Origin of the sequence: Vibrio sp. UCD-FRSSP16_30 (assembly GCF_001676025.1) — a bacterium.
Lineage (GTDB): Bacteria > Pseudomonadota > Gammaproteobacteria > Enterobacterales > Vibrionaceae > Vibrio.
Genome location: NZ_LZFW01000079.1, coordinates 115945 through 137197 on the forward strand (window position 1 = coordinate 115945; position 21253 = coordinate 137197).

18 protein-coding genes are annotated in these 21253 nt (G+C 42.5%); 5 read left to right on the forward strand and 13 right to left on the reverse strand.

Translation table 11 applies throughout. The features are described from left to right. From parE to nudF, 5 genes are all read right to left on the reverse strand, one after another. On the reverse strand, nucleotides 1–1881 hold the full coding sequence (gene parE, locus A9260_RS15665) for a DNA topoisomerase IV subunit B (protein WP_068700615.1): 1881 nt from the start codon (nucleotides 1879–1881) through the stop codon (nucleotides 1–3). Between the two features lie 341 nt (nucleotides 1882–2222). Further along, nucleotides 2223–2816 (reverse strand): esterase YqiA, encoded by a 594-nt coding sequence (yqiA, locus tag A9260_RS15670; protein ID WP_068700618.1) that lies wholly within the window; start codon nucleotides 2814–2816, stop codon nucleotides 2223–2225. A 2-nt stretch (nucleotides 2817–2818) separates the two neighbouring features. Further along, the gene (cpdA, locus tag A9260_RS15675) at nucleotides 2819–3637 is read right to left on the reverse strand and encodes a 3',5'-cyclic-AMP phosphodiesterase (protein ID WP_068700620.1); all 819 of its coding nucleotides are present in this window, start codon (nucleotides 3635–3637) and stop codon (nucleotides 2819–2821) included. Between the two features lie 34 nt (nucleotides 3638–3671). Next, the gene (locus A9260_RS15680; protein WP_068700622.1) at nucleotides 3672–4112 is read right to left on the reverse strand and encodes a DUF1249 family protein; all 441 of its coding nucleotides are present in this window, start codon (nucleotides 4110–4112) and stop codon (nucleotides 3672–3674) included. Further along, nucleotides 4091–4738, reverse strand: a complete 648-nt coding sequence (gene nudF, locus A9260_RS15685; protein ID WP_068700623.1) for an ADP-ribose diphosphatase — start codon at nucleotides 4736–4738, stop codon at nucleotides 4091–4093. Before nudF ends, A9260_RS15680 begins: the two co-directional genes overlap by 22 nt. A 264-nt stretch (nucleotides 4739–5002) precedes the next feature. On the opposite strand from nudF, the gene tolC reads away from it, so the two are divergent. Further along, nucleotides 5003–6331 (forward strand): outer membrane channel protein TolC, encoded by a 1329-nt coding sequence (tolC, locus tag A9260_RS15690; RefSeq protein WP_068700624.1) that lies wholly within the window; start codon nucleotides 5003–5005, stop codon nucleotides 6329–6331. 110 nt (nucleotides 6332–6441) lie between these two features. Here tolC and hldE read toward each other — a convergent pair whose 3' ends face one another. The 3 genes from hldE to A9260_RS15705 all read right to left on the reverse strand — a co-directional run bounded on the left by hldE (nucleotide 6442) and on the right by A9260_RS15705 (nucleotide 12470). Then, nucleotides 6442–7872, reverse strand: a complete 1431-nt coding sequence (hldE, locus tag A9260_RS15695) for a bifunctional D-glycero-beta-D-manno-heptose-7-phosphate kinase/D-glycero-beta-D-manno-heptose 1-phosphate adenylyltransferase HldE (RefSeq protein WP_068700625.1) — start codon at nucleotides 7870–7872, stop codon at nucleotides 6442–6444. A gap of 94 nt (nucleotides 7873–7966) precedes the next feature. After that, a complete protein-coding gene (glnE, locus tag A9260_RS15700) occupies nucleotides 7967–10831 on the reverse strand; it encodes a bifunctional [glutamate--ammonia ligase]-adenylyl-L-tyrosine phosphorylase/[glutamate--ammonia-ligase] adenylyltransferase (RefSeq protein ID WP_068700627.1) in 2865 nt (954 codons plus the stop codon). A gap of 121 nt (nucleotides 10832–10952) precedes the next feature. Then, nucleotides 10953–12470, reverse strand: a complete 1518-nt coding sequence (locus A9260_RS15705; protein WP_068700632.1) for a CYTH and CHAD domain-containing protein — start codon at nucleotides 12468–12470, stop codon at nucleotides 10953–10955. Nucleotides 12471–12657: 187 nt separating this feature from the next. Between A9260_RS15705 and A9260_RS15710 the strand changes: the two genes are divergently transcribed. The 3 genes from A9260_RS15710 to A9260_RS15720 all read left to right on the forward strand — a co-directional run bounded on the left by A9260_RS15710 (nucleotide 12658) and on the right by A9260_RS15720 (nucleotide 15416). After that, nucleotides 12658–13338, forward strand: coding sequence for a TIGR00153 family protein (locus tag A9260_RS15710; protein ID WP_068700634.1), 681 nt, complete (start codon nucleotides 12658–12660; stop codon nucleotides 13336–13338). A 45-nt stretch (nucleotides 13339–13383) separates the two neighbouring features. After that, complete coding sequence (locus A9260_RS15715; RefSeq protein WP_068700636.1) at nucleotides 13384–14649, forward strand: inorganic phosphate transporter; 1266 nt, start codon at nucleotides 13384–13386, stop codon at nucleotides 14647–14649. 155 nt (nucleotides 14650–14804) lie between these two features. Then, entirely contained in the window at nucleotides 14805–15416 is a 612-nt protein-coding gene (locus tag A9260_RS15720; protein WP_068700637.1) for a TIGR04211 family SH3 domain-containing protein, read from the forward strand. A gap of 46 nt (nucleotides 15417–15462) precedes the next feature. On the opposite strand, the gene A9260_RS15725 is transcribed toward A9260_RS15720, so the two are convergent. Continuing rightward, the gene (locus A9260_RS15725; RefSeq protein WP_068700640.1) at nucleotides 15463–16341 is read right to left on the reverse strand and encodes a general secretion pathway protein GspB; all 879 of its coding nucleotides are present in this window, start codon (nucleotides 16339–16341) and stop codon (nucleotides 15463–15465) included. Continuing rightward, nucleotides 16341–17975, reverse strand: a complete 1635-nt coding sequence (locus A9260_RS15730) for an ExeA family protein (protein ID WP_068700643.1) — start codon at nucleotides 17973–17975, stop codon at nucleotides 16341–16343. Before A9260_RS15730 ends, A9260_RS15725 begins: the two co-directional genes overlap by 1 nt. A 181-nt stretch (nucleotides 17976–18156) precedes the next feature. On the opposite strand from A9260_RS15730, the gene A9260_RS15735 reads away from it, so the two are divergent. Further along, nucleotides 18157–19389 carry a multifunctional CCA addition/repair protein gene (locus A9260_RS15735; RefSeq protein ID WP_068700645.1) on the forward strand — a complete coding sequence of 411 codons (1233 nt, stop codon included), beginning with the start codon at nucleotides 18157–18159 and terminating at the stop codon, nucleotides 19387–19389. Between the two features lie 65 nt (nucleotides 19390–19454). On the opposite strand, the gene A9260_RS15740 is transcribed toward A9260_RS15735, so the two are convergent. Genes A9260_RS15740 through folB form a run of 3 tightly spaced genes read right to left on the reverse strand, consistent with a single transcriptional unit; the run spans nucleotide 19455 to nucleotide 21120 of the window. Continuing rightward, nucleotides 19455–20258 (reverse strand): undecaprenyl-diphosphate phosphatase, encoded by an 804-nt coding sequence (locus A9260_RS15740; protein ID WP_068700646.1) that lies wholly within the window; start codon nucleotides 20256–20258, stop codon nucleotides 19455–19457. Beyond that, on the reverse strand, nucleotides 20258–20764 hold the full coding sequence (folK, locus tag A9260_RS15745; RefSeq protein ID WP_068700647.1) for a 2-amino-4-hydroxy-6-hydroxymethyldihydropteridine diphosphokinase: 507 nt from the start codon (nucleotides 20762–20764) through the stop codon (nucleotides 20258–20260). The genes A9260_RS15740 and folK overlap by 1 nt, the downstream gene beginning before the upstream one ends. Then, nucleotides 20761–21120, reverse strand: coding sequence for a dihydroneopterin aldolase (gene folB, locus A9260_RS15750; protein ID WP_068700648.1), 360 nt, complete (start codon nucleotides 21118–21120; stop codon nucleotides 20761–20763). The genes folK and folB overlap by 4 nt, the downstream gene beginning before the upstream one ends. Between the last annotated feature and the right edge of the window lie 133 nt (nucleotides 21121–21253).

Genomic DNA, 21253 nt, shown 5'->3' on the forward strand with positions numbered 1-21253 from the left:
TTATACCTCAGCCATGTCGCCGTTACTTTGCAGCCAATGACGGCGGTCATCTGCACGCTTTTTACCTAGCAACATATCCATCATTTCCATCGTTTTCTCATCATCATCTATAGTCAACTGAACCAGACGACGAGTATTAGGATCCATTGTTGTTTCGCGAAGCTGTAATGGGTTCATCTCACCCAGTCCTTTAAATCGCTGAACATTAATTTTGGCTCGTTTGTTACTTAAACGCTCTAATATGCCATTTTTCTCACTTTCATCGAGAGCATAGAAAATCTCTTTACCACAGTCGATTCTAAATAACGGCGGCATGGCAACATACACATGCCCTGCACGCACCAAAGCACCAAAGTGACGAGTGAATAAAGCACACAATAGTGTGGCAATATGCAGACCATCAGAATCCGCATCCGCTAGAATACACACCTTGCCATAACGTAAGCCGTCTAAGTTTTCAGTGTCGGGATCAATCCCCAAAGCAACGGATATATTATGAACTTCTTGTGACGCAAGCACTTGATCTGCGCTCACTTCCCAAGTATTTAAGATTTTACCACGCAAAGGCATGATAGCCTGAAACTCACGATCGCGAGCTTGCTTTGCAGAGCCTCCCGCGGAATCCCCTTCCACTAAGAACAACTCTGTTCGAGCTAAATCTTGAACAGAACAATCCGTCAGCTTACCTGGGAGCGTAGGGCCTGATGCTACCTTTTTACGTACTACTTTTTTACTCGCTCGCATGCGGCGATGTGCGTTAGCAATACAAGCTTCTGCTAGTTGCTCGGCAATATGAGGTTTTTCATTGAGCCATAAACTAAAGGCATCTTTAACCACACCAGACACAAATGCAGCACATTGACGTGAGGACAAACGCTCTTTCGTTTGCCCTGCAAATTGAGGGTCTTGTATTTTAATCGATAAGACATAGGAACAACGCTCAAAAACGTCATCTCCAGTAATTTTGACCCCACGAGGTAATAAATTACGGAACTCACAAAACTCACGCATAGCATCAAGTAGACCTTGGCGAAGGCCATTAACATGCGTACCGCCTTGTGATGTTGGGATTAAATTCACGTAGCTTTCGGTGATCAGTTCACCACCTTCAGGTTGCCAAACAATGGCCCAGTCAGCAGCTTCAACTTCGGTGGTAAATTCACCTGTAAAAGGAATTTCAGGTAATAATGTATACCCTTTCACACCTTCGATTAGGTAGTCTTTAAGGCCACTTTCGTAATACCACTTATGTTCTTTTCCGTTTACCTTGTCGCTAAATATAATCTCAAGGCCTGGGCACAATACGGCTTTAGCTCTAAGATTATTAACCAATCTTGATACCGAAAAGTTACCAGAATCAAAGTATTTACTATCAGGCCAGAAATGAACGCTGGTACCACTATTACGTTTGCCACAAGTGCCAACGACTGATAGATCTTCTACCTTATCGCCATGCTCAAAAGCAATTTGATAAACCTCACCATTACGACGAACATTCACTTCGACACGTTTTGATAGTGCGTTTACAACTGAAATACCAACCCCGTGCAAACCGCCCGAAAATTGGTAGTTTTTATTCGAGAACTTACCACCAGCATGCAGCTTACATAAAATAAGCTCGACACCAGAGATACCTTCTTCCGGATGGATATCAACAGGCATACCTCGCCCGTCATCAATCACTTCTAATGACTGATCGGCATGAAGAATGACTTGTATCTTGGATGCGTGCCCAGCTAATGCTTCATCAACACTGTTATCGATGACTTCTTGCCCAAGGTGATTGGGGCGGACAGTGTCGGTATACATACCAGGGCGGCGGCGGACTGGCTCTAGACCATTTAAGACTTCTATCGCCCCAGCGTTATATTGTTCAGTCATAATTTGAAAATTTACTCTTGGCGTTGTTAAACATCGCTTTTCATCATTGATGAAAACAGCAATCGACTACTTAATGGGAGTGTTACTGTCTATCAATTTGGAAAATAGGCATCTGATATAGATACAAAACTGATAAACAATAATTAGTTATTAAACAGGTATGGTAAATAGCTGAACTTTAGCTCACTAATTAATCTTCCATAACCTCAATACAACTAGACTACCTTACATAGTCTGGCGCTGTGGCGGTTATGTCAAGTTTGCGCCCGTTTCCTGATTAAAAAGCATGATGATTGTGCGCTTATTAGACGAAGATAGTAAATTGTAGCTTAAGGTTTAACCTAGAGTTGAAGAAACTCTACTATTGCACTTGAGTAGCGCTCAAACCCAATAAAACTATGATCACCGCCCTCTTCAACCGTCTGTTTGCACCCTTGGTACTTGTCGATTGCTTGACGATAATCTAATACCTCATCACCTTTTTGCTGCAGCAGCCAAAAATCTGAGACATTGCTTATCAAAGGTACATAAATCGCTTTAAGTTGCTCAACATGCACTTGCTCTAAAAGATACTGTTCTTTGCTGTATGGATTGAATTGAGGTCCTAGGTAGTCTTGCAGTAACTCGAAAGGTTTAACCGCAGGATTAATCAAAGCCGCTTTGAAACCGTACTTTTGATTTAGCCATGTTGATAAATATCCGCCCATAGAGCTTCCAACTAAAGCCACTTCATACTCAGTAACCCATTCATCACACAGCTCTTGTAGACGTTTGATACAGGCATCAGGATAGACTGGCAGTGCCGGCGCAACAAAACGAATATCAGGTCTATATTGAGTACAAAATTGACGCATCACTTGCGCTTTATGTGATTGCGGTGAACTGTTAAATCCATGCAAATAAAGAAGCATTGAAGGCTTACGGCTAACCGTCATTTTTAATAGCCTTGAGCATCAAAGTCGGGAACAAAACATCCTTCGGCAAGACGATAAAGTGTCGATGATAAATGACCATCTTTATGTAACTGTAAATAGCGCCAACCTGGGGGCAGAGTATCTAAGGCAAACTCATCGGTATTGGCTTTAAATTGAATGCAGGTTGAGGGCGTAGCAATAACCTGCACCCCATTATGTTCTTTTGCAAAATCTTGGTGAACATGCCCACCCAATACTGCTCGTACATTTTGATGTCGATCGAGCACTTCCCATAGCTGATGCGCTTTTTGTAATTTATGTTGATCAAGCCAAGCACTACCAATAGGTAATGAATTATGGTGCAACATGACTAAAGTGTGGCGTTCTGGATATTGGTTCAGCTTTTGCTCAAGCAATTGCAATTGTTGTTGTTCAAGGTAGCCATGAGGTAAACCTTCTACCTGACTATCAAGCATTATCAACTGCCAGTAATCACCGGCCAGCACATGCCCAACCTCATGGATCTGCTCAGAAGGTAATACGCTGCTCATAGTTGATTTTTGATCGTGATTACCCGGCAACCAATAGCAAGGTTTAATTAACCTTTCGATTCCATCAGCAAAGCGAGCGTACGAGGCGGTTGTGTGATCTTGTGATATATCACCCGTTGCGACAATCGCATCAAAAGATAAGTCTTTCATCACAATATCCTCGACCACAGCTTGAAAGCTCAGTCCAGTATTCACACTTAGCAGGCACCTTTCACCGTCACCAAATAAGTGCGTATCTGTAATCTGTATCAATTGGACAGTATCTTCTGTCACAACTATTTGAGGTTCCACAATCTGTCTTTCCAATATTATTTATAGGCCGAATTCACAATAAGGGCTCTCTGCTTATCCCTTGTTTTAAACAAAAGGTCAGCCAATCACCGAGAAACTGATTGAGCTGGTGTTTTTCATCCTTCTGCATCATTTTTTTATTTGGATAATCATAACGTGCATGAATTACTCTTATTTTTTCACTTGCACACACTTCTGCAACCCTTGCATCGTGATATAGGCGTACCGTCATATGTGGAAGTGGAAAAATGGGACATTGATCACACTGATAGATATCGACGACAGTAGTGTAGCGCGTGATTTCGATAATATTAATCTGATAAACCATGCTTTGAACTTGATAAGTTCGACTATCTCCCACCTCCGCTTGATGCGGTAACAAAGCATTTAATTTGGCATAATTGGTTTCGTATAGGCGCATGAGTCCTACGAAATCAACATGATAAATTGAATCTACTTGCTTTGAGTTAACCATTGTTCTCTCAATTGTTGATGATTAAGCATTAGCCATTGAATGGTAATAATTGATGCTGCGTTCTCGATTGTACCATTTTTCACTAATTCATAAGCGACTTCTCGGCTTAACACATGCACGCGAATATCTTCCCCTTCTGATTGCAAGCCAAAAACACCACCACTAACACTTGGCGCTTCAACTTGACCCACAAATAATTCTAAACGTTCAGAGCAACCACCGGCAGACGGATAATAACCACTGATGTGTTGAATGCGCTTTACCTGTAAGCCTGCTTCTTCTATTGTCTCTCGTCTTGCCACATCTTCAGGTTTTTCACCTTCTTTATCTAACATCCCTGCGACAATCTCCAATTGCCAAGGACGTGGCTCATGCAATGTACCTACTCGTATTTGTTCTACCATGATCAATTGATCACTAATAGGATCATAAGGTAACAATCCAACCGCATGCCCACGCTCAAACAACTCTCGACTAATGCTTTCACTCCATCCACCAGCAAATAATCGGTGACGAAACTTCACTTCAACCACACTAAAAAAACCATTAAAAACAGTTTTAGTGTCTATGATTTCCACATCATTACTGTCAAATGTGGGATAAGCTCTAGAATTAGAGTTAGGCATAGGTACTCTCTGTAAATAAGTGACGTGGCAAACTATAGATAAGTGTAAGCAACACTTATCTATAGTTTGCTCCCTGTAAAGCCAGAATAATATTGCCTTATAATCTAGGCAGATAAAAATTTAAAACTAAACCGCCTTAACAATAGAGTTTTTGCTGATTTTTGAGTACTCTATGTAAAGCTGTGTAAAATCGGTTCAAATTCAATTAAATACCTATAATCTAGTTATTGAGTCTCAATTTAAGTAGCAGGAAGAGTTACGACAATGAAAAAAGCGCTGTCCATTTTTATTTCAGCTTCCCTGTGTGGTCTGTCTTTATCAGCCGCAGCAGAAAACTTAGCGGATGTTTATAATCAAGCGAAAAATAGTGACCCTCAACTATTACGCTCAGCTGCTCAACGTGACGCAGCCTTTGAATCTATCAGTTCATCACGTAGTACCCTGCTACCTCAAATCAATCTTACTGCAGGCTACAATTACGGTGAAGGTTACCAACCAAATTCGGCAAAAACTGATGCCTTTACCGCTGGTATCGGGTTAAGCCAAGAGCTTTATCAACGCTCAAGCTGGATAACGCTAGAAACAACAGAGAAAAAAGCCCGTCAAGCCGATTCAGCATACGCGGCAAAACAGCAAGATCTGATTTTGCGTGTTGCTACTGCTTATTTTGAAGTATTGCGAGCTCAAGATACTCTAGAGTTTGTTCAAGCAGAAAAAAGCGCTGTTGAGCGTCAACTTGATCAAGAAAAACAACGTTTTGATGTTGGCCTTTCTGCAATCACTAACGTTCATGAAGCTCAAGCTGAGTACGATAGCGTATTAGCAGAAGAAGTTACGGCGCAAAATGCGCTCGTTAATAGCTACGAGTCATTACGTGAAATCACAGGTACCGGACATCAAAATTTAGATTCACTGAATATTGATCGCTTCTCTGCCGCTAAAAGCGAAAAATCAACCGATGCTCTTGTCGCGCAAGCTCAAGAAGAGAACTTAAGCTTACTTGCTGCTCGTATTAACCAAGATATTGCACGTGATAATATTCGCCTAGCAAGCTCTGGTCACTTGCCTTCTTTAACCTTTGATGCTGATGCTGGATATGGCAACGGTACTATTGGTGGTGGCGATGTCGATGGCACTAAATACAACTTAGGTATCAACCTTGTCGTACCTCTTTACACTGGTGGCAATACCACTTCTCAGGTTAAACAAGCTGAATACAACTATGTCGCAGTGAGTGAAGATCTGGAAGCGTCTTATCGCTCTGTTGTTAAAACAGTGCGCGCATCAAACAACAACATTGATGCTACGATTGGCTCTATTCGTGCCTTTGAACAATCTCTTGTTTCAGCTGAATCAGCTCTAGCAGCGGTTGAAACAGGCTATGAAGTTGGCTCACGTACCGTTGTTGATGTATTAGATTTTACTCGTCGTGTATTTGAAGCAAAACGTAACCTATCTGATGCTCGTTACAATTATGTTCTTAGCGTTCTTCAACTAAAAGAAGCGGTAGGGACACTTAGCGAACAAGATGTATTAGACATTAATGATGGTCTACAAGTTAAAGCCATAGATAGCAAAGCTAAAGCATCTTAATTACTGCTTTAATCGCAATAATGTGATTATCAAATAATAAAAAAGCTGATCATAATGATCAGCTTTTTTGTTTTAAGCGAAATGGAATAAAGAGAAGCCAGTGATTAGGATTACTCTTTTCCGCCCTTAATCGCTTCAATAATTTCAGTAGTAGAGCAGCCATTTTCAAAGTTAAGCACTTCTACACGTCCACCAGCGTCAATCACCTCTTTGCCTCCGGCAATATCTTCTGGCTTATAATCGCCACCTTTGACTAATAAATCAGGCAGAACCTCAGAAATAAGTCGCTGCGGTGTATCTTCGGTAAACGGCACAACCCAATCTACAGCGCCTAATCCCGCTAAGACTGCCATACGGCGATCTGTTGGGTTAACCGGTCTTGCAGGTCCTTTTAAGCGTTTAACTGAATCATCAGTATTCACCGCTACAATTAAGCGATCGCCAAGCCCTGCTGCGTGGTTTAGATAAGAGACATGCCCGGCATGTAAAATATCAAAACAACCATTTGTCATGACAACACGCTCGCCCTTAGCTTGCATTTTTTTCACAGCAGCAATTAGAGCTTGCTCACCAATCACACCAAAGTCAGTATCTTGAGAACCATGTATTGCTTCAGCCAATTCAATGGTAGATAAGGTCGATGTACCTAGTTTACCTACGACAACGCCTGCTGCTGCATTAGCCAGTGCACAAGCTTCATCAAGTGGCTTACCTGCTGCTACAGACGCGGCTAATACTGAAATCACTGTATCGCCCGCACCGGTCACATCATAAACTTCTTGAGCTTGAGTCGGTAAATGGAATGGTTCTAGGCCTCGGCGCAGTAATGTCATGCCATGCTCACTGCGAGTCACTAATAACGCTTCAAAATCAAATTGTTCGATCAGTTGTAGCCCTTTTTCTGCTAACTGCTGATCATCTTTAATTGGTCCAACTACACATTCGAACTCTGACATATTGGGCGTAAGTAACGTTGCACCTCGGTAGCGTTCAAAGTCAGCCCCCTTAGGATCAACAAAAACAGGCACTCCTGCACTTTTCGCTTTTTCGATCATTGCCTTAGAGTGCTCTAAAGCGCCCTTAGCATAATCTGACAAAATGATAGCTTTGCTGTTTTGAATAGACTGTTCTAATCGAGATAGCACTTTCTTTGAGTCTATATTTTCAAATTTATCTTCAAAATCAAGACGAATCAGTTGTTGGCCTCGACTCATGACACGCAACTTAGTAATTGTTGGGTAATCAGGTAGAGCAATAAAGTCACACTGAACATTGAGTGCACTCAGTTTTTCTGTCAATACGCGCGCCGGTTCATCGGTTCCGGTCAAACCAATCAAATGAGAGGCCCCGCCCAGTGAGGCAATATTCATCGCAACGTTCGCAGCACCGCCTGGACGCTCTTCGTTATTTTCAACCTTCACGACAGGTACAGGAGCCTCTGGTGAGATTCGTCCTGTTGGACCGTACCAATAGCGATCAAGCATCACGTCTCCGATAATAAGAACATCGGCTTGGCTATAGTCAGGCAAGACTGGTTTCATAACGACTCCACATAATAATTTTTGATAACAATTTCTGGTAATAATTCTAGCATAGCTAAGGATACATCAAAGTATGGCTAAGCATTTGAGCAATTTAACTTTGTTGCTCTTTATTCATCCAATTACACCACATCTCACTGACAAATTTACGTTGTTCAACAAACTTATCCTCAGCCACATCCGCATCTAAATTGAGTAAGTTACGTCGATGTATTTCATTTCGCATTGAGGTATAAGCTTCTATCAGTTTTGTTGACTGTTCTGCACTCAACAAATCGGCATCAACTAAACTTTGTAAGATCCGCACATTATCAGACCACTGACTAAGACTCGGATCTTTATGAGAGTAATTAAGCACCCAATATTGCGTTAAGAATTCGATATCGGTAATGCCGCCATGATCTTGCTTTAGCATAAAACGATATTTCTTTTTACTGCCTAAATGATCGCGCATTTTCTCGCGCATTTTTACAACCTCTGTGCGCAGTTGATCTTGCTCTCTAGGTAAGCACAATACTGTCTTTCTTACCTTAGCAAAGGCATCCAGCAAAATATTATCACCATAAATAGGGCGAGCACGCACAATCGCCTGATGCTCCCAAGTCCACGCTTCTTGGAGTTGATACTCTTCATATGAGTCGATTGGGCTTACCATCAAACCTGAAGCACCTGACGGTCTTAATCTTGTGTCAATTTCGTAAAGGATCCCAGAAGCGGTGCGGGTAGAAAATAGATGAGTGATTCGCTGCGCAAGACGAAGATAAAACTGCCTGCCATCAATAGACTTAGCTCCATCGGTATACGCAGATAAAGGACAATCATGAACAAATACAATGTCCAAATCAGAGTTATAGCCGAGCTCCCAGCCACCCACTTTACCGTAGCCAAGCACAGCAAAACCACGCCCTTCTCGATTAAGTAAATGGTTTGGATCGCCATACTTTTCTGCCATTTGACGCCAAGCTTGATTAACCACTTGCTCAACGATTGCCTCAGCTAAGTATGTTAAATGATCGCTCACCTGCATCACAGGCAGGACTCCAGTAATGTCAGCTGCCGCAATACGTAAAATACACGTTTGCTTAAACTGGCGAAGTGCCTCCATCTGCTGCTCCATATCCTCTTCGGGGATACGTGCAAGGTAGTCTCGAAGCTCACTCTTATAACTGCTTAGCTCTACAGGCTTATACAGCTGTAGAGGGTCTAAGAGCTCATCAAGCAAAATAGGATAACGGCCCAATAGCTCGGTAATCATAGGACTTGCAGTACACAGCTTAACTAACTGCTCTAATGCCGCAGGGTGCTCATCAAGAAGCTCTAAATACGTTGTACGAGTCACTATCTTAGAAAGTACGGTAAGTACTCGCTCCAACCCAAACTCACCCTCAGGGTGAGATAACACAGTATAAATAAGTTTAGGCATTAAGTGCCTAACCACTTCTCGCCCTCTTGGACCTAAGGTTTTCTTACCCAACTCTGCCTTAAACGAGCACAAACTGTTTGATAAATCGGACAGTTGTTTCTCTTTTACGTCCAAAGACAGTTCATGCAAAATACCAATAACCTGCTCAGGATCTTTTGCCACACTCCATAACTCTTGGTAGATAGAATCAATAACCTGACCATTCTCTTCTTCATCACCAATAAGATCTTCAAATACTTGGTGAACATTGGCCATATGTTGGCTTAATTCAGCCTGCAATTGCTGATAAGTAGCAAAGCCCATAACACTGGCCAGTTTTTGTTGATTGTCACTGTCATCAGGCAACGTTTGCGTTTGCTTATCTTCCATCGCTTGCAGTAGATTCTCAAGGCGACGTAAGAAGCAATAAGAGGAGCGCATGCCATCAACATCCTCAGGTTCAAGCAGATGTTGTTGTTTAATTGCTTCTAGGGTTTCCAGTAATCCTCGCCCTCTTAAACTAGGTTCTCTGCCGCCTCGAATGAGCTGAAAAACCTGCGCAATAAACTCAATTTCACGAATTCCACCCGGCCCTAGTTTAATATTATTGGTCAGTCCTCGACGACGAACTTCACTGCGAATCATCGCTTTCATGCGGCGTAATGATTGAATAGCACTAAAGTCGATATAGCGACGGAATACAAATGGACGTAACATCTGACGAAGCTCTTGATATTGAGGGTACATTTCCCGTCCCATGACCCTAGCTTTCACCATCGCATAACGTTCCCAATCTCGCCCTTGCTCTTGATAGTAGTCTTCCAATGCAGCAAAACTCATCACCAATGGGCCGCTCTCACCAAAAGGACGTAGCCTCATGTCAACGCGATAACAAAATCCATCCAAAGTGACTTGATCAAGAGATTTGATCAAACGCTGCCCCAAACGAGTAAAAAACTGCGCATTAGAAATAGAGCGTCTTACCCCTTCTGTTTCACCATTTTCTGGATAGGTGAAAATAAGGTCGATGTCCGATGAAAAATTAAGTTCACCACCGCCTAGTTTGCCCATACCAATGACCAACATAGGTTGCTCTGTGCCATCAGCACTTTTTGGCGTACCCCATAATTTGCTGCAATCGGCATACTGCCAAGCGTAACTCTCAAAAATCATCGCTTCTGCCAGTTCTGATACGTGACACAAGCTCTCTTCTACCGACCAGCTTGCAACGATGTCTCTCCACGCTATGGTGATAATTTCATGATTACGAAAGGCACGCAGCTCTTGCATTATGCTATTTTCATCAAGACATTGCGCCAACTGTTGATTCAGATCCGTGCGGTAATGCGCACATCTCTCAGCACTGTCTAGCATCTCAGGAAGCTTTTTTAATAACGCTTCATCAGAAAGAAGCCGATTAAAGATAAAGGCGCTAAAGTTAATCACTTTGTCGAGTTCTTCGAGCCTATGCTGAGGCCATAGCTCTGTTATGAACGTGAATTTACTAATAAGTTGCTGATATCTATTTACTGTGGCTTGTTCTGAGTTCGAAGACATAAAAGATCCATGGTTGCGTTCAGCAAAAGGGGAATGGTGAATTTAGCATAAAAAAGCGCTCACCCTAGGGCAAGCGCTGTATTAATAAAATGTGTCTCTATGCTGAGAAATGATTAAACAATTAACCTTTCCAGTATGGCTGCACTTCCATGCACATGGCTCTAGTTTGTTCCATGGCATGTAAAATAGAAGCTTGCTGGCGATCGAGCCAACGTTGCAGTTGTTCTTTCTCATCCCCTTGCAGTTGATCCACAAGTTGACGAACAGGAGCCAAAGTTAACAAATCATCAATTCCTTGCGCCAAATCAGCCCAAGGCAAGCGAAACGCTTGACGCATATCTTGATCAAACAATGCGGCAAAGCAAATACCAGAGAATAGACATCGATTAAGATGGTAATGCTCTTCTATATAATCTTCTGAGGTCAGTGTTTGCTCAACCGGAAAGGCACTGACTAACTCAGCCCACGTGCGATCGAGTTGATTCTGAGAAAAGCTCACTAGATTAGCTGACATTTCTTGGCGGGCGTTATCATCTAAGAATGGTTGCCAGCCTTTAGCAAGAACCCAACGGCTCAAATCAAGAATAACACCGGTATATCGCGCCGACCGAAGCAACTGCAGCGTTTCCTCTTCTGATGACAGTTTTCCACGCATTGTTTTTAGTTGCTTAACTAATGTCTTTTGCGCATCAAGCTTGCGCAATGCATGCCCTTTGTCTTCAGTTAGATCATCAAGATAATCAGCAGCGCGCACCCAATTTAACTCTTGCTCTAACCATTTAAGCTCTTGTCTTAAAATCGCACTGGCGCGACGAGGGACAATACCACCAAATACCGCTAAGGTTTGCCTAACAAAACTTAAGGAATAACAAATCTCATTCAGGCATGCCATTGATGGCGATTCAACATAAGCTTGCTCATGATAAAGCCAATGAGAAAGTGCGTGCTCTAAAGATTTTATAAAGCAAGTTTCAACATTGTCTTGTACAGAGACATCAACCAAACCTAAATGCCTAGGTTTACTGCCAGAGAACCCTTGTGCGAGTCGATAGCCTCTTGCTGCCTTGCTAAGATTGCCAAGACGCATTCCGCCGTCTTCACATAACTGACGAGCCAAAGTAAATAAAGCATCCGTTTGGCCTGATTTTAGCTCAAGTTCCACTTCGCAAATCGTTGAGCTCTGATCTCCTGCAATCACTAAGCCTTGATCAAAGGCCACTTCAACTTGGCTACCATCGGCCATTCCAACCAACCATAACTCTCGGGTAAAGTTGGTGGCAAACAAGGGCGTTATTTGCGCGGACAGCTCTTCGACACTTCGACCTTCTGGCCAAATGCTCTTAGGATGTAAAAAAAGATCAGGTTCATCGCTATTATGCTCGGCATTATATTCTGGACGCTGATGCAAACCGGCCACCACTCGGCCCGATGTTTTAACAGTTTGCACATAGACATCATCAAAGCGACGAATACGCATCCCGATATCATGATTGCGTAACCAGTTATCTGGAGTATCAAAATAGATATTCCCCAGCTCTCGGCAGTTGTGTTGTAGAATTTTATTGTGCGGAATTTTTTCTCTCAAAACTTCTGAGAATTGCGGTGAAACAAAAAATTTCAGCTCTATTTCAGTTTCCATAATTCACTCATAATCGACGGTCTATAGCAGATTAAGATGAAATTACGTCATCGGCAAGTGGCTTTCAACTGATCTAAATCACAAAAAAATCCACTTTTGTGCAATTTTAAATCACAGAAACCCTTTTAATACTAAAAAAACCTATTATAGTTACACCCCAGCATGACAATCACATGACAATACAAATATGCCAGTCAATACCATCATTGGTTTATTCGCAAAATCGCCAATAAAACCGTTGCAGCAACACGGAGCAAAGGTCCAAGAGTGTGCATCACTTTTGCCTGACTTTTTTGCTGCGTCAAATGCTAACAACTGGGAGAAGGCGGCAGAATACCGTCAACAAATTTCAACACTAGAAAAAGAAGCTGACACCCTCAAGCGTCAGATTCGTTTGCATCTACCTACAGGTCTATTTATGGCCTTTGATAGAGGTGATTTGCTGGAGTTGCTGACCCAACAAGATAAAGTAGCAAATATTGCTAAAGATATCTGTGGCCGTGTTCTAGGCCGAAATCTACTCATCCCTCAAGATCTGCATGAAGAGTTTTTAGTCTACGTTAAACGTTGCCTAGATGCTGTTGGTCAGATGTACAGAGTGATCAATGGGTTAGATGAATTGCTAGAAACGGGCTTCAAAGGACGTGAAGCAGAACTGGTTGAATCAATGATCGATGAATTAGATCGTATCGAAGATGATACCGACCAAATGCAAATCGATTTGCGTCGAAGCCTTAGAGACATTGAAGATCAATACAATCCAATTGATGTGATGTTCTTGTATAAAATCCTCGAGTGGGTTGGAGGCATAGCGGACCAAGCACAGCGTGTTTGCGCTCGTTTAGAGTTGATGATAGCGCGTAGCTAATCACTTTCCACCTCATTTCAACTTGTTAATATCAAAGGATATTTAATGGATGTTCTAGCTAACTACGGCATGATACTTCTTATATGCGCTGCCGTATTCGGTTTCATGATGGCCATCGGTATCGGTGCCAATGATGTCGCTAACGCAATGGGTACCTCTGTAGGTTCTAAAGCGTTAACTGTTAAGCAAGCGATTATTATCGCTATGATTTTTGAATTCGCAGGCGCTTATCTTGCCGGCGGTGAAGTAACCGATACCATTCGAAAGGGTGTCATTGATACAACATTATTTGCTAATTCGCCCGATCTACTGGTGTTTGGCATGATGTCTGCGCTTCTGGCAGCGGGTACTTGGTTATTAGCGGCCTCTTATATGGGGTGGCCAGTTTCGACTACTCACTCAATTATTGGCGCAATTATCGGCTTTGCTGTCGTTTCCGTTGGCTCTCATGCAGTGGATTGGAGTTCAGTACAAGGTATTGTTGGCAGCTGGGTCATTACGCCATTTATATCGGGGTTATTTGCCTACTTTATATTTGTCAGTGCTCAGAAGTTTATTTTCAACACCGACAATCCGCTGGAAAATGCCAAACGCTATGTACCGGTATACATGTTCCTAACGACTATCGTTATTGCACTTGTGACCATCAAAAAAGGTCTTAAGCATGTTGGCTTATACCTAACCACTGGTGAAGCTTGGATGTGGTCCATCGCACTATCATTACTAGTGATGGTAATTGGCTACCTATACATTCAAAAACGATTCAAGCTTGATAGTGATAACCATGAACATAGTTTTACCGGCGTAGAGCAAGTATTCAGTACTCTAATGGTAATTACTGCATGTGCTATGGCATTTGCGCATGGTTCTAACGACGTAGCAAATGCGATCGGTCCACTTTCTGCTATTGTTTCTACTATCAATAACATGGGTGAGATTTCTGAGAAAACACAAATCGCATGGTGGATTCTACCATTAGGCGGCGTGGGTATTGTTGTGGGTCTTGCTACTATGGGCCATAAAGTAATGTCTACCGTTGGTACTGGTATTACAGAATTAACCCCAAGCCGAGGCTTTGCTGCTCAGTTGGCAACAGCAAGTACTGTAGTATTAGCTTCTGGTACTGGTCTGCCGATCTCAACGACTCAAACATTAGTTGGCGCTGTACTTGGTGTGGGTTTTGCCCGCGGTATCGCAGCTCTAAACTTAGGTGTGGTTCGCAACATTGTGGTCTCATGGGTTGTAACTTTACCCGCTGGTGCACTACTTGCGATTGTATTCTATGAAATCATGCTAGTGATTTTCACCTAAACAATATGTCAGATATTTGTCATATTTTGACAAAGTAACGTTATAGAGGGGGCATTGCCCCCTCTTTTAGTTGCAGGCAACCTATAATCTACTTACTATTTAGGCAACGATGGAATGCTTCCCTCACCTAAATCTGATTTTTTGAAGGACTTACAGTGAAAAAACTTTTATTGATCGCTTTTATAGCTGTGATTGCAGCACCTGCGGCATGGGCTAAGACGATCTACATCTCCGACAATCTATTTACTTACATGCACTCGGGTCCTAACGCTCAATACCGAATTATCGGCAGTGTTGATGCTGGAGCAAAAGTAACGTTAGTTCAAACTAACAAGAAAAGTGGCTATACCGAAATCGTTGACCAACGTGGTCGAAAAGGATGGGTTGAGTCAAAATACGTGACCAAGACTGAAGGTATGGTTACTCGTATGCCTCGCCTTGAAAAAGAACTTGCTCATGTTAAAGCTGAATTAGCCGGCTTTAATGATAAAGCAGAAAAAGAACAAGAAGGTCTGGTTCATTCTCTAGATACTCGTAATACACAAATTGCAGAAATGGAAACGAACTACAAGAAAGTGAGTGACCAACTGCTATCAGCACAAACAGAGGTTCGTGAATTAAGAGCTCGTCTTGATACACAAAAAGAAGACCTTCTACTGAAGTACTTTATGTACGGTGGCGGTGTTGCAGGACTAGGCCTACTCTTTGGTCTATTACTTCCACACGTTATCCCTCGTCGTAAGAAGTCTCCTAACGGCTGGGCGTAATACCTAACAACAAAAAAAAGCTGCCTTTCGGCAGCTTTTTTTTGTTTTAACCTTTCCAGTCATACAGTGCTGGAACTTTGATTTTCTCATCCAAGAATTCAATGACCACATATCGAGGCGCAATTTCAATGAGCTTCGCATCGCTATTTATCGCATCGCCTTCTTGTAACTCTTTACCGTTAATTTTAACCCATCGATGCTTTGAGTTACTGGCGTACATATGAGTCTGTAGATTCATCGCAGGTAAACGCCCTTTGTAACGCTCCCCATCTTTATCCAGTTGGCTCATGTGAGTATGGTCTAACTTACTGTCATCCACATCACTCATCTCATCAACGCTATAATCAGACGGATTATCCAATACATTAGAAATACGCCCAGCAAGCTCTGGTGATAATTTAGATAGATCTAATTTTGGTAAGCTCCAATCATCATTAGGGGTTGTTGTCGATTTAGCGGTCGTATGATTATTTTTTACTGGCACATCTGTTGATTTAGCCACGGCAACAGGCTTGGACACATTGCTTGGTATTGGCTTAACATTGACTGACGACTCTTCAACCACCTCAGGAATGAACTTAGGTAATGGAACCAATGCTTTTATCGGCAGTTGAGGTAAAAACGTAATATCAACACTTGGCGTGGTAACAGCGCTACCTTCGCTTGCAGGAGCATCTTCTAAGATAAGTAACTGCTGCAACGTTGGCGTTATCGAAGCCTCTATTGAGCGGGTAAGAGCCGAGTTAGAGAAGGCGATATGACTGGCAACGCCAAGCCCTAAACCAACCGCAATAGCCCACATCAGTCTTACTTTGCCATTACCTCTTTGCGGGTTATGCAGCTTACCTCGAATGCCATTATCAACAGGCAAAGTCTGTTCAAACTGTTGCTGAGACTGCTGTAGATCTTTTAATACCTGTGACATTACTTATCCTCCTTGCTGTAACCAAGCAATTTGGGAGCATTATCACTGGTTAATCTATCTAACTGACGCAAAGTTTGACTTCCGGCAACGCCATCGTCATCCAACCCTTGCCATGCTTGGAAGGTAGAGACACGCTTTTGTAGCGCGCGATTATAAACGCTCGTCTCTAAAGGTTGGGCATTAAGTACTTTGGCCAACAGTTTGTCTAAAGCAACAACTTGTTCGCCAGAGCTATTGAGCTTCAGGGTATCGAGTATCTCACTGTACCAAAGGTATCTAAACTGCCCTTTCCAATGTTGCTCGAACCAAGTAATCGGCAATTGCACACGTTGCCCTGCTAATTGCAAAGTCACGCTATCGTGTTGTATTCCCTGGAAGATGGCAAAGTAAGGTTTGTCTGCATCATACAAGGTCATCACTACTGGTCTATTGGAAGCGACAATCTCAGGCAAGCCTGCTGCGCCCTGAAAGCAATGAAATGGCGGCGTAGTGCCGTACTCACAGTCAGAGTCGACAATTGACGCATCAAAGCCCCACAATCGATAGAGAGCTTGCATTGCACCCATTGGGGAGCGGCTCTTCTCTATCAACTGACTTAAGCTCTGTTGCTGTTCATTGCTAGCTTGTTGCTCTGCCATTTTTTGTTGATGTAATAAATTGGCTTGCACTAGCTCTGTTTGATGCTGAGACTGCAATTGTTGCCACTGCTGCCAAGAGGTTAAACCCGCATAAGTGACACTAGCAATCAGCAAAGACAACAGTGTTGGAGACACCCAGCGATGCAGTTTAGTTGTCGCCACCGCTTGGGGTTTATTAATGCTTGGCGCTTGATAGGCAAGCACGTCATCACACGCACTCTTCGCTATCTTATGATCCACCGATTTATGCTGACTAAGCATGGCGTAATACAGTGCTTTATCACAAATCAAATTAATAAGACGAGGAATACCTTGGGATTGAGAAGCAATAAGCTGAATCGCTCTAGATGAAAATAACGCTTCATCCCCCCCAGATACTCGCAAGCGAAAACCAATATAGTCGGCAATTTCTTTCTCAACTAATGGCAGTAAATGATAACGACCGGTAATGCGCTGAGCCAACTGACGTAATTCAACCGTTTGCAACTTATGTTGCAGTTCAGGTTGCCCCACCAGCAAAACTTTCAGTAGCTTATGGCTATCTGTTTCTAAATTGGTCAACAGGCGTAGCTGCTCTAAAACACCAGCCGATAGATGTTGAGCTTCATCAATTAACAGTAAAGTTTGCTTACCCTGCTTATGGTTATCTAACAGGTATTTATACAGCGCTTGAGATAACTGCTTTAAGCTTGAAGGCTGTTGATAAGATAGCGAGAACTCATCACAAATCGCTTCCAGCAACTCTATTTCAGAGAATGTAGGATTAAGAATGAATCCTGTCACCCAATTGCCATCCAAATTCGCCAACATCGCTTTTGATACTGTTGTTTTACCTGTGCCCACCTCTCCGGTCAGCATGGCAAAACCACCGCCACTATTAATCCCAATTTGCAGGTGTGATAGTGCCTCGCGATGACGCGCGCTCAAGAATAAATATTTAGAACTAGGAACAATTGAAAACGGCTCGTCTAAAAAGCCAAAAAAATCCTTATACATTTAGCACTTCTGTACACACTTCTTTTCTGATGAGGTCACGCTACCACTGAAACAAAGAAAGTAAAGCAATCCTTTGCCAGCAGGTGATGCACGTAACTCTGAGAAGGATTAGAGATATACTATTGGTATACTATCAAGCGATAATAGCGCGAATTATGCAGGCTAAAAGAGAGGATCTATTTTGCAAACCTATTTAGTGGGCGGCGCAGTTCGAGATAAACTGCTCAACATTGATAACTACGATCAAGACTGGGTTGTTGTTGGCAGTACGCCACAAGCATTACTCGATCTCGGCTATCAGGCTGTAGGCAAAGATTTCCCTGTATTTTTGCATCCCAAGACTCATGAAGAGTATGCATTAGCTCGCACTGAGAGAAAATCTGGCAGTGGTTATACTGGCTTTGATTGTTACTTTGCTCAAGATGTCTCCTTAGAAGAAGATCTTATTCGTCGCGATCTTACTATTAATGCCATCGCTCAAGATGCATCCGGCAAGCTTTATGACCCTTATGGTGGTCAACAAGATATACAAAACAAACTTCTGCGACATGTCTCGGATGCATTTACCGAAGATCCCCTGCGAGTACTGAGAGTGGCAAGATTTGCCGCCAAACTTCATCATTTAGGGTTTAGCGTAGCCGAAGAGACGCAAAATTTAATGGCGCAAATAGTTAACTCTGGGGAGCTAGAAACATTAACAGCAGAGCGAGTTTGGCAAGAATGGCATAAATCATTGTTAACTCAAGATCCGCAGATCTTCATTGAAGTTCTACAGCAGTGTGGCGCACTAGATGTCATCATTCCTGAATTAAGCCGTTTATTTGGCGTGCCTCAAACCGAAAAGTGGCACCCTGAAATTGATACTGGCATTCACACATTAATGGTCGCTAAACGTGCCGCGCAGCTTACTGATGAATCCGAAATTCGCTTTGCCGCACAACTGCACGACTTAGGTAAAGGCGTCACACCACAAACTGAATGGCCAAGCCATAAAATGCATTGTCATACTGGCCTAACTATCATCGATAAATTATGTCAGCGCCTGCGAGTACCAAATCAATACAAAGAACTAGCACTGCATGTTTGTAAACAGCATTCAAATATCCACAGAGCAAAAGAATTAAAAGCTTCCACCCTGCTGCGAGTGCTTGATAGTTTTGATGTATGGCGAAAGCCCAAAGTATTACAACAGGTGTTAATTACCTGTCAGGCCGATAGCCAAGGTCGCCTAGGACATACTTCGAGCCCATATCCGCAGCCTGATTACATTGAAGCGGCCTATCAAAGTGCTTTAGCGGTTAACGTGCAACAAGTCATCCAAGATGGGTTTAATGGAAAAGAGATACGAGAAGAACTCAATAAGCGTCGAGTAGAAGCGATAGAGGGCGTTAAACAAAATTGGTTATGGGATTAAGGGATTTAAAAAGCCCCAAGCTTTAACTCAAAGAGCTTTAACTTGGGGCGCATAGTTCGTTGATATTACTGGGTAAGCAAAAAGGCGAATAAGCCTGCACCCAATATTAATCTATAGATAACGAACGGTGTCATTCCCATACGTGAGATCAGTTTCAAAAAGTAGTGAATACAAATATAAGCACTAACAAATGACACTAAAATCCCAGTGAACAACACGCCTAGGTGCATCGGTTCAGGACTAAGAGCGAGCTTAGTGCCTAAATATCCGCCCGCTAGGGTAATAATTGGGATCGACATTAAAAACGAGAATCGAGCGGCAGCTTCTCGGGTAAAGCCAAGGTACAAAGCAGCGGTGATAGTTGCACCAGAGCGTGAAGTACCCGGAATCATCGCCATCGCCTGAGCAATACCAATAATTAAAGTCTTTTTCCAAGTGGCTTGATACTCATCTTTAGATAAGGTCGAAACTTTATCGGCATGCCATAGCAGTAAACCAAAAATAATCGTCGTACAGGCTATGACCCAAGCACTGCGTAAATACAGCTCAATAAGATCATTCAAAAACAATCCGGCTAGGCCCGCGGGAATAGTGGCCAGAATAATCATCCAAGCCAGCTTAGATTCTTTATTCTGTTGCTGTTTAAACACAGAGCCGAAAAATGCGCGCAAAAGGGTCACAACTTCATGTCTAAAATAAATAACCACGGCAAACAAGGTGCCAACGTGTACCGCAACATCAAAAGCTAAGCCTTGATCTTCCCAACCTAATACAGCTGAAGGCAAAATAAGATGAGCCGAGCTCGATATAGGTAAAAATTCAGTCAGCCCTTGAATTAAGGCCAATGCAAATGCTTCTAAATAACTCATTAATAATCATCACTTAAAGGTAAAGAGGTAGCAGTAAGATTGCTCATACCACCCATAGACAAAAATTGTTGTTGCCAAATTTGCTCAATGCTACGGCCATCACCCGGCACTATCAGCTCAGGACAAAGTTCGTATAACGGCTGTAAAACAAAATTAAACTTAACAATATCGCTTCTTGGCAACTGTGGAGAATGTTGACTAAGCACATCTCCAAACAAAAGAATATCTATGTCCAAAGTACGATCTTGCTGTTTTTTAGCATCTTCAGGACGACCACAGGCCAACTCTAAAGCTCGTAACTGATGGCTGAAATCTGCGAGCGCTAAGTCGGTATCAAGCCCAATAACAAAGTTATAAAACTCGGCACCGTTAAACCCTGAAGCAGGGCAACGATAAATCGTCGAGACTTGCAGATTACGCCCAAAACGTTGCAATTCTATGATGGCAACTTTGGCATATTTGTCTCGATCAATATTTGTTCCTATGCCTAGATAGGCTTGGGTCACAATGAACCTCGTTCAATGACCACACCAACACTTGCCGCTTGAGGCACAGCGCCAGGCTTACGCAGCTTTATTCGCAGCCAAGGGACATTAAACTGATTCATAATAAGAGCGGCAATTTCTTCTGCAACACGCTCTACTAACAAGAAACGGCCGTTTTCAATGTGGCTCAAAACCGCTTGGCTAACAGAGAAATAATCTAATGCATCTTCAACATCATCACTTTTGCCCGCTGGTTGATTGTTGTGAGCCATTTCAATATCAAGCACCAATTTTTGCTTAATTTCTTGCTCCCAATCATAAACACCAATGGTGGTGATCACTTCAAGTTGTTCAATGAAGACTCTGTCTTGATTCATTATTTCGATCCTTTAATTGCCTCTTTCTGTAGCAAATACTTGCAAAACAAGTTCAAATACAAAGATTGAGGTCGGATAAGCCAAAAGTATAAAAAAACGTAATATACTACATCAGATACCTAACTATCATCCG